Source organism: Ligilactobacillus salitolerans (genome assembly GCF_003864415.1).
Taxonomy (GTDB): Bacteria; Bacillota; Bacilli; order Lactobacillales; family Lactobacillaceae; genus Ligilactobacillus; species Ligilactobacillus salitolerans.
In genome coordinates this window covers 25,963-36,136 of the sequence record NZ_BFFP01000002.1, presented here as the reverse complement: position 1 = coordinate 36,136, position 10,174 = coordinate 25,963, and the positions used below count along the sequence as shown (strand labels likewise).

The 10,174-nt window shown below is 44.4% G+C and carries 8 protein-coding genes; 5 read left to right on the top strand and 3 right to left on the bottom strand.

What is annotated here, in order from left to right:
- Together LFYK43_RS00900 and LFYK43_RS00895 are read left to right on the top strand one after the other, a co-directional pair.
- A partial coding sequence (locus tag LFYK43_RS00900) for an alpha/beta hydrolase (RefSeq protein ID WP_124974641.1) occupies positions 1-482 on the top strand: 482 nt, incomplete at its 5' end.
- A gap of 150 nt (positions 483-632) precedes the next feature.
- Positions 633-1,211 carry a hypothetical protein gene (locus tag LFYK43_RS00895; RefSeq protein WP_124974500.1) on the top strand — a complete coding sequence of 193 codons (579 nt, stop codon included), beginning with the start codon at positions 633-635 and terminating at the stop codon, positions 1,209-1,211.
- A 134-nt stretch (positions 1,212-1,345) separates the two neighbouring features.
- Here LFYK43_RS00895 and LFYK43_RS00890 read toward each other — a convergent pair whose 3' ends face one another.
- Positions 1,346-4,123, bottom strand: a complete 2,778-nt coding sequence (locus tag LFYK43_RS00890; RefSeq protein WP_124974498.1) for a cation-translocating P-type ATPase — start codon at positions 4,121-4,123, stop codon at positions 1,346-1,348.
- 205 nt (positions 4,124-4,328) lie between these two features.
- Here LFYK43_RS00890 and pepI point away from each other — a divergent pair, with 205 nt between their 5' ends.
- Positions 4,329-5,207 (top strand): proline iminopeptidase, encoded by an 879-nt coding sequence (gene pepI, locus LFYK43_RS00885; protein ID WP_124974639.1) that lies wholly within the window; start codon positions 4,329-4,331, stop codon positions 5,205-5,207.
- Between the two features lie 106 nt (positions 5,208-5,313).
- Here the strand turns inward: pepI and treC are convergent, their stop codons facing one another.
- Positions 5,314-6,987, bottom strand: coding sequence for an alpha,alpha-phosphotrehalase (treC, locus tag LFYK43_RS00880; protein ID WP_124974496.1), 1,674 nt, complete (start codon positions 6,985-6,987; stop codon positions 5,314-5,316).
- Between the two features lie 18 nt (positions 6,988-7,005).
- A complete protein-coding gene (gene treR / locus LFYK43_RS00875; protein WP_174713945.1) occupies positions 7,006-7,719 on the bottom strand; it encodes a trehalose operon repressor in 714 nt (237 codons plus the stop codon).
- 329 nt (positions 7,720-8,048) lie between these two features.
- Here treR and LFYK43_RS00870 point away from each other — a divergent pair, with 329 nt between their 5' ends.
- Together LFYK43_RS00870 and LFYK43_RS00865 are read left to right on the top strand one after the other, a co-directional pair.
- Entirely contained in the window at positions 8,049-9,323 is a 1,275-nt protein-coding gene (locus LFYK43_RS00870) for a PTS sugar transporter subunit IIC (RefSeq protein WP_124974492.1), read from the top strand.
- On the top strand, positions 9,320-10,108 hold the full coding sequence (locus tag LFYK43_RS00865) for a carbohydrate deacetylase (RefSeq protein WP_124974490.1): 789 nt from the start codon (positions 9,320-9,322) through the stop codon (positions 10,106-10,108). Before LFYK43_RS00870 ends, LFYK43_RS00865 begins: the two co-directional genes overlap by 4 nt.
- Positions 10,109-10,174 lie beyond the last annotated feature (66 nt).

The following is a 10,174-nucleotide window of genomic DNA, read 5'->3' as shown; positions in this document are numbered from 1 at the left end:
TGGGTGCTTATGCTTGGGTCTACTATGCCTTGCATTGGGGAACTGCACCGAACCTCCCAAAAATCAATAAAATGGTCGTTTTAGCCGGACCGTATAATGGGATCATGAATAAAGGTCACGCTAACCAGCCAACCAATGGGGAGCTGGCAGGTTTGTGGGATGATTCTCCGCGCGCCAATTATTTAATGAAGAACGGCAGGCCTAAGATCATCCATGAAGAGTATCGGCGCCTGCTAGAACGCAAAAATGATTTTCCTACTAATACTAGAGTTTTAAATATTTATGGTGATCTCAAAGATGGGACCAGGTCTGATGGTCTGGTAACAGAGCCGTCAGTTAGATCGTTGAAATATTTAGTAGCAAACCGAGCTAAGTCTTACCAGGAGTACGAGATCAAAGGTGAAATGGGGCAGCACAGCCGTTTGCATATCGACAACCCCGAAGTCAGTGATAAGCTGACGCAGTATTTGTGGGGCAAATAACGCAAGCAAAGAGTAAGCATCAAGAATGGATTACAAGCATAATCTGAAGATGAAATAGTGCTGGCTCAAGTATTCTCATAACTGCGTTTTCAAAAGCTTTTTCTGTTTTTAATAAGCAATAAATCTACTTTTTGATCTGGAGGCTATCTTATGGAACAAGGCTATTTTTGGAATCTTTCATTTGTTGTTGGACTGCTTATCTTAATACTCAGTGGGATACTTGAATTCATTACACTTGTCGCTGGTGGAAATAATCGGAATAAAATTGTGCGGATATCTTCGTCAATCACTAATAACTCAATTCTGCGTAAGGTTTTATATTTGATAATATTTATTTGGGTGTTTTTGATTTGTCTTACACTATTAGTTAATAACTCGGCAAATGGATTTAGTACACAACAAAATGCACACACGACTACATACCATAGCATTCAGAAAGTTAGTACTGATAATCGTAATGTTTATGTAGTGATTAAGCAGCATAAAAAGAGAGTAACTAAAAAAATTACTGCGACTAAAAGAGTGGACTCAACAATTGGTCCTAGTTTTAAAAATAAGGTTTTGCATACCGAAATTTCATATGGTCCCCAAAACACACCCTTGAGTCAGGCATTTTTTATTCCCCCGTATGCTAATGGCGGAGGTGTAAAACATATTAGCCAAATCAAAGTTTTTAGTAATAAATCTTTAAACTGGTGGCATAAGCAAAAAATAAAGATTCAGAACTAAAGAGAAGAACGTGTTCGAATCAATAAAATGAGTTTTATGCCGACTTTCTCAAATCACTTTGAATGAAAAATCATAAAAAATTCACCAGAACGAGATCATTGATCCCAGTCTGATGAATTTTTTTAGTATGAAAGTCAGCTGTTTTTCCGCACGAGATATTTCCTCAGCTCGTCCAGCAAAATCAACGGGAGCGGCAGGCAGAAAAGAAAGACCCAATCGCTTAAAAGCAAGCGTGCCGTGCCGAAAATCTCCTGCAAGAATGGGACGTAACATAGGGCTAACAAGAGCAGCCCTTCCAAAATGATCCCCGTATAGACTAAAGAGTTGGAGAAGAAATTCTGCTTCGTAAATAAAGTTTCCGTATCGAAACGGCAATTGAGTACTGTCGCCATTTGACAGAAAATAACTGCTCCTAAAGCTAAAGTAGTTGCTTGGCGATAATCCCAACCCGCGGTGGGCAGGGCGGGATAATAGTGTCCATTGAAGGCGTTGTTTAAGAAGAAGCCAACGGTCGAAAGCAGAGCAGCCAGCGCTCCATACCAGGTAAAAGCCTTCAATAAAACGGTTTTATTGATGAGGTGCTCCTTAGTAGATCGCGGCGGCTGGTTCATGACTTCTTTTTCAGTGGCTTGCCGGCCCAGTCCTAGCGCAGGAGCCATATCTGTTCCGAGGTCGATAAAGAGGATCTCCATCACGGTCAAGGCTAGAGGGATCTTCCCTCCGCTTAAAAGAAAGAGTGCCGATGGGATAGCTTCCGGCAAATTTGAATTTAAAATATAGAGCAGGAATTTACGGATATTAGAATAGACACCGCGACCTTCTTTAATAGCTGCGACGATCGAAGCAAAGTTATCGTCTGTTAAGACCATATCGGCTGCTTCCTTGGCAACATCTGTCCCGGTTTTTCCCATTGCGACCCCAATGTCAGCCTTTTTCAAAGCCGGGGCATCGTTAACTCCATCTCCAGTGACAGCAACGATTTGCTTCATTTGCTGCAAGTTATCAACGACTCGGTATTTTTGTTCCGGAGCCATCCGCGCAAAGACAATTTCTCCGCGCAATGCATCCTTTAACGCGTTGTCGTTCATTTTGTTCAATTCGGCGCCAGTGATCACTTTGACGTTCTTTTTGCGATCTACGATGCCGATCCGCTTGGCGATCGTCTCGGCGGTCAAACCATTATCACCGGTGACCATGATCACCTTGATCTTGGCTTTCCGGCATTCTGCTGCCGCTTTTTTGACCTCTGGACGCGGCGGATCGTACATGGCTGTCAGTCCTAAGAAGGTAAGCTCACTTTCGACCTGATCTTCCTCAAGGTTTGAAGCTTTTGTGTCTTTAGGTAAAATCTTGCCCGCCACTGCTAACACTCGGAGGCCTTGTTTAGCATAACCGTCATTGGCTGCATTGATCTCAGCTTTTTTGCTGTCAGTCAAAGGCAGGCTTTTACCAGCGCTAAAATAAGTGGAGCATTTTGCCAAAACATTATCTGGTGCCCCTTTAGTGTAGCTGTCAAAAGCACGCTCCTGACCTTTTTCGATCACGACTGTCATCATTTTGCGGTCAGAATCAAAGGGAAATTCCTTTTGACGCGGGTGCTGCTTGCGCTCTGCTGCAGAGTTGAACCCGCCTTTTTGGGCTGCAACTTCCAAGCACCCCTCAGTTGGGTCACCGATACAAGCATAGCCGGAATGTTTGTCGTTTGGTTCTTCGATTTTGGCATTATCTGCCAGCAAACCGCCGGCTAGAAGTTCTGCTAATTCAGGGTCATTTTTAACGGACCTTTGATGTGGGCCATCGTAAATTGAACCGTGGGGGGCATATCCTTGTCCAGTGACATGGTAAGACCTGAGCGGTGTCCATAAATGCAGAACGGTCATTTGATTTTGCGTTAAAGTCCCGGTCTTATCTGAACAAATGACTGAAGCAGAGCCCAAGCTTTCGACACTTGACAGCTTCTTAACCAGGGCATTTTTTTGTGCCATCCGTGAGACAGCCCCGGCTAACGACAGGGTCACGGTCGGCAAAAGTCCTTCGGGGATAAAGGCTACGATCATCCCTAGTGCAAAGATGAAAGACTTGATGAGCGGGTAGTGTACGAGAAAGACCGCAGCTAAAAAGAAAAGCGCACCGATCGAAATTGCGAGTAAAGAGATTTGCTTGGTCAAGACGTTAAGCTCTTTTTGCAGCGGGCTTAACTCTGACTGGACGTTTTGGGTCAAAGAGGCGATCTGACCAAAACTGGTTTTCATTCCAATCTTAACGACTACACCAGTCGCGTTACCCTTGATGATAGAAGTGCCTGAAAAAATAAAATTCTTGAGCTCGGACACTGTATCGGTTTGACCAGTGAAAGGGTCGGCGTTTTTATTGATTGGATCGACTTCACCAGTCAGCGTCGATTGATCGACCCGCAGTCCATTGGAGGAAAGCAAGCGGATGTCGGCGGGAATATCAGCACCTTCTGCCAAGTTGACAATATCTCCCGGTACAAGCTGCTCGGCAGGAACGTCTTGCTGCTTTCCCTCCCTGAGGACTGAACTGGATTCAGCCAACATCTCGTTGAGAGCAGCTGTCGCCTTGCTAGCTTGATATTCTTGCCAAAAACTAAAGAGTCCGTTGATCAAGTTGACGGACCAGATCGCAATTCCCAGTTCAGTCAATCCTGCTATAAACGAAATGCCGCCAGCGACCCAGAGTAAGACTGCCATTAAACTGGTAAAGTTTTGCAAAAACGTGATCAATAAAGGCGTCTTTTTCTCTTTTGCCAGGATATTTTTTCCGTACTTTTCTTGGCGTTTTTGAACTTCCGCACGATCCAGGCCGTTAGAAGAGGTTCCTAGTTGCTGATAGACATCATTTTGGGCTAACTTAGCTATTTGCTCAATTTCAAGGTTTCCGATTTTACGCATGAGGATGATCCCCCTTTGCCACACTTCCAGCTGATCAGAGCCTAATGAATTCAACACGAAACGGACAAACATGATTTTTCATTGTTAATTATAAATCTTTCTGAATCTTGTGTTTAGAAGAAACACCTGGAAAAATTATTTGTGTTAAGATTAGCTAAGATCTACCTGTTTAGAATTTGAAAAGAGGTTTTGTTAAATGGATAAAATTAAGGTTCAAGAAGGCTACATGCCTTTTCACGGTTACCAGACGTATTATCGGATTGTCGGAGAATCTGCTCCCAATAAAGCACCATTGCTGCTGCTCCATGGCGGCCCGGGTTCTTCGCACAACTATTTTGAAATGATGGATGATTATGCCCAGACTGGGCGCCAATTGATCATGTACGATCAAATTGGCTGCGGCAAGTCTTCTATTCCAGAAGATGAAGGGTTGTATGTGAAGGAGACTTGGGCAGAGGAACTGATTGCTTTGCGAGAGTACTTGCATTTGGATCAACTGCACCTCTCGGGTCAATCTTGGGGCGGAATGCTCGAAATGTTTTACCTGACACACTATGATCATCCCGGGGTCAAAAGTGTGATGATCAACAGCTCGCCGGCTTCGATCCCGTTGTGGGTCAAAGAGCAGCATCGTTTGATCAAATACTTAAGTTATGAAGACCAGCAGGCAATTCAAAAGGCTGAGGAAACCGGCGATTTTACCGGCGCCCAGTATTTAGCAGCAAATGAAAGGTATATGGCGCGCTATTGCTGGGACCAGCCGAATGAAAATTCGCCAGAGCCGATGAGACGGCCAACCAACGGAGCTAAAGCCAGCTTGATCGCCGAAGGACCAAACGAATTTACCGAAAACGGGACTTTGAGTGATTTTGATGTCACAGATCAGCTGAAAAATGTGGATGTTCCGGTCTTAGTAACAAGCGGAACGGATGATCTATGTACGCCTTTGATCGCAAAATCAGTTTATGACCATATTCCAAATGCTAAATGGCATTTATTTGCCAACAGCAGGCATTTGGCGCTCTTAGATCAGCATGATGAATTCATTTCGCTGCTAGATTCATGGCTGAACGAAAACGACTAAATTCCAAATAAAAATCCACCAGTAGAGAGGTAGCCTACTGATGGATTTTTATTTAAGCGGCATGCTGCGCTAAAGACGAAAAAATTCGTTCAGCGCAACGCTTGATTTATTCACATTGATAGACCACTGCCTCGTATGGCTGTAAAGCTAATTTTAGCGGCAGCTGCCCGTGTGCGAGAGCATGTTTTGGATAATTGCCTAGCAGCAGCTCAGCTGTGTGTTCAGAAAATTCTGCCGGCAAGGTGACTGTGGTTGAGGAACCGTAAAAGTTGACCAGCACCAGCAATTTTTGCTTTTGATCAGCTAACCAGCGTTCGTAAGCGAAAACTTGCGGGTGGTCTAAGAGCAGCTGCTGAAAGTGTCCCGCAGAAACTAAGTTGTTGCTTTTGCGCAAAGCAATCAATTTTTGATAATAAGCGAAGATCACGCCTTGGGATAATTCCTTTTTAACGTTGATCTGTGCTTGATCGGTGGGTGCAAGCCACGGCTTACCCGTGGTAAAACCAGCAGTCAGGCTCGCGTCCCAGTGCATCGGTACCCGGGAATTGTCACGCGACTTAGCCTTGACTTGCAGAAAGGCTTTTTGGTCTGACTTGCCTTGCGCGCGTAATCGCTGGTATGCATTCAGGGCTTCGATATCAACATAGTCGTCGATCGAAGTATATGCTGGGTCAACCATGCCGAGTTCTTCGCCCATGTAGATAAAGGGGGTACCTCGCAGCAGATGGAGCGCTGTTGCTAGAGCGGTCGCCGACTCTTCGCGGAAATTGACCGGATCACCGAAGCGGTTTAACGCCCACGGCTGGTCGTGGTTGTTCCAGAAGAGTGCGTTCCAGCCGTTTCCTTGGTCCATCGCAACTTGCCATTCGCTGAGAACTTGCTTTAATTTGCTAAAGTCAAACGGGATCGTCTGCCATTTGTCGCCATGAGCATAGTCAACTTTGAGATGATGAAAAGTGAAGATCATCGACAGTTCATGGGCTTGCGGCTGAGTGTATTCTACGGAAGTCTGCACATTCGCAGAGGACATCTCACCGACCGTGACACTGTCAGGATCTTGCCCAAAGCTATTCTGGTTGAGTTCTTTCAGGTAATCGTGGACGACCGGAGTATCAGTATAGAGCGATTTTTCTTGGACCGGGTCAGTAGAATCAATGAAAGTTTCGCTTTTGCCAGTAACATTGATCACGTCGAATCGGAAGCCATGGACTCCTTTCGACCGCCAGAAATTAACAACCTGAGCAGCTTCTTTTCTGACCTCTGGCTGGTGCCAATCCAAGTCCGCCTGGGTTGGGTCATAAAGGTGCAGGTAGTACAGACCGGCCTCGCCAAATTTCGCCCAGGCCGGACCGCCGAACTTGGACTGCCAGTTCGTCGGCAGATCACCGTTTTCCTTGGGTTTGCGCAAGTAAAAATACTTGCGGTATTTTTGATCACCTGCCAAAGCTTTTTGGAACCACGGATGTTGAGTCGAACAGTGGTTTAATACCATGTCTAACATCACTTCGATCCCAGCTTGTTTAAGTTTGGACGTTAACTCTTCGAAATCGGCCATCGTGCCAAACTTAGGGTCGATCCGATAGTAATCTGCAATATCGTAGCCGTTATCGTTTTGAGGAGAGATAAAAAAGGGATTGAACCAGATCATATCAATGTTTAACTTGGTCAGGTAGGGGATCTTCTCGATGATCCCGCGCAAGTCGCCGATCCCATCGCCGTCGCTGTCGTAAAATGATTTGGGATAAATCTGATAAATTACTTTTTTTCCTAGATCTGTCATTTTCAAGCTCCTTTCAACCTAAATTTTCTTTCTGCGTGCAAAATCTACAAATTTAAACTTATCTGGCCGGTGGTAAGATTCAGTCAGCTGGATCAAAGTCGTATCTGCCAGATAGGTCATACTGCGGACAACGACCACCATTTCATTTGCGGCTAATTGCAGCTGGTGCGCCAGTCCTTCATCTGGCTTTTCGACCGTGATCTCTTTGGTAGCATAAGAAATTTCGTATCCCAGCTGATCTTCCAGGTAAGAGTACAAGGAATCTTTCGCAGCAGCCGTTGGGATCTCATTCAGCGGTGGAGTTAAGAGATAGTCTTTGTCTACAACCACTGCTTGACCGTCGACTTCTCGTAATCGTTCTAGGTAGATCACTTTTTGCTTTCTAGAGACCCCGCGATTTACAAAATATTCCGGGACGGTGCCTTGCTTGTTGTGTAAGATTCTAGTCGTTGCATGCATCTCTTGCGAGCGGTTGAGTTCTTTAAAACTGGTGATCCCAGAGATCGGGAAGGTGTAACGCTGGAGATCAAGCACAATTGAACCCTTACCCTTGATTTTCTGGATCATTCCCATGGTATTCAACTCATTTAAAGCTTTCCTGATAGTCTCCCGGGAAGTACCATAGAGTTCCGTCAGTTGATTTTCACTGGGTAAATATGAGCCGGGGCGATATTGACCGTATTTGATTTTCGTCAAGATATCCCGCGCGATGATCACTTGCTTGCTTTGAATTGCCTGCACTTTAGCTCACTCCAATCATTTTCAGCTCTTATTATAGTCATGTTTGTATATACAAGCAATCAATTTGTAAAAACGTTTTCGTTTAACAGGTAAAATCTGATAAACTGATGTTTTCTGCGGGACGGTGCTTTTCTCTTGACACTTGTATAGACAGCTAATATTATTACAGTGTATTATGAAAGCGCTTTATTTTAAAGGCGGCAGCGGCGCTGGTCACACCACACTTTTAATGCAACAGTAATGAAGTTAGTTTCGTAACTTTTTTGATAAATCGCAATGCAATCTGTCCAGAGGATCTGATCATAAGTGAGGGGATTTTTATGAAAAACGAAAATAATAAATTTATGTCGTCGTTAGAGTCGATCAACCAGCGGCTGTCTGAGATCAAGACACTGAAAACTATTACTGATGGTCTTTTGGGAGTACTGCCGTTGATTATCGTTGGAGCTGTTTTCTCGTTAATCGCCAATTTTCCGGTCTCAGGCTACCAAGATTTTTTAGAACAAGTTGACCTGAAAGAAACTTTGACTTCGGTCAGCCATTTTACTACGGATATTATTGCCTTGCTGGCATGTATGTCGCTCACACACGTACGGATCAAGAGGGATGACCTCGACAGTCTGGTCCCTGTTTTTATCTCGCTTGTCGCTTTTTTGATCATTACTCCGCTCAAAACTATCAAAGATGAAACTTATTTGCCTTTTAAGTGGTTGGGTTCTTCAGGCTTTTTCATGGGGATCATTATTGGGATTGCGGTTGGAGCTGCCTATGTATTTATGATCAAGCACAACTGGATCATTCAGCTCCCTAAATCCGTTCCGCCGATGGTTGCGAAATCTCTAAGCAGCGTGGTTCCCACTACGTTAATAATCGCGGTGGCGATCTTTATTCGTTATATTTTTGAACTGACTAAGTTTGAGACGATCCATAATGTGATTTATTCGCTGATCCAGCAACCATTAACTCATATTGGGACGTCGATTTGGACGATGGTCATTTTAACTTTGGTTGCTCAATTGTTTTGGTTTATTGGGATCCATGGGATGTTAGTCGTCATGCCGATCCTGTTGACTGTCTTTTTGCCTTTAGATATTCAAAATTTAGCAGCTTTCAATAACGGGCAAGCGTTGCCGTATATTACTACGATCGGTTTTTGGATCATTTGTACATCGATTGGCGGCGGCGGGGCAACATTAGGTTTAAATTTGATGATGGCTTTTCGCGCCAAAAGTGACCAGTTTAAAGTCTTGGGGAAGTTGGCCTTGCCCGCAGGTTTCTTTGGGATCAATGAACCATTAGTTTATGGGGTCCCGCTTGTTTATAACGCGATTTTCTTCATCCCATATGTCTTTTTACCAGTGATCAACTTATTGCTGGGTTATTTGCTGATCAAAGTGGGTATCTTACCTTCCGCCAGCGGGGCAACAATTCTTGGGATGCCGATCCCGATCTTCTTTACCGGCCTAATGGAGGGCAGTTGGAAACTGGGGCTTTTCCAAGTCGGCTTGCTGCTCTTTGACAGTTTAGTTTACTACCCATTCTTTAAAACTGCTGACAACGCAGCTTTAAAAGAACAAAAGGAAGAGGCAAAATGAAAAAAATAATTCTTGAAAGCGACGATTTTGGGATCACACCTCAGACTTCAGCGGTGATCTTGGATCTTTTGCAGAAAAAACTGATCACGAGTACAAATTTTATGGTCACGATGCCTGAATCAAAAGAAGATGCACATCTGGCAAGAAGCCAAGGGATCAAAGCAATGGGATTGCATGTCGTTTTAGATCGCCATCAAGCAGCGGCTGACGTTGAACAAATACCTTCGCTTGTTGATCCTAAGACTGCTGCACTTTGGGATTTTGCTGAATTCAGCCAGCGGGTCAAGCAAAAACAAATCAAGCTTGATGAGGTCAAACGAGAAATATACGCCCAACTCGAATTGGCAGAAAAATTCGGGATAAGGATCAGCCATCTGACGACCCATCACGGAGCAGCATTTATTGACCTTGATTTCCTTAAATTATTTGAAAAAATCGCAGCTGAAACCCGCCTTATATTCAGAAATGAGATGCAGCCATCTCTGGCAAGCCCAGAGATCAAAGCAGAATTCAAGCAGGCGCAAGGCAGTTTAGTTTATCCGGATCTCAATTACGCTTTAGATGAAGGACAAAATCAGCCGGCGGAACTGCTGAACTTTATTTCCACGTGCAAAGACGGGCAGTCCATGGTGATCATTGGGCACGGAGGAAAAAATGACTTATTACTTGAACAGCGCTCCTCACTGAATGCTAGAAGAGAAGAAGACCGAGCAACTTTTGCCAACGAAGAGCTTCACCGGTTTTTACACGACCCCAAAAATGAGCTCGAATTACGCGGATATTAATGGGGTGTGCTACAACTTGCAAGCATGCAGCGGATTCACATTTCTTGACACCTGTATATACAGGTA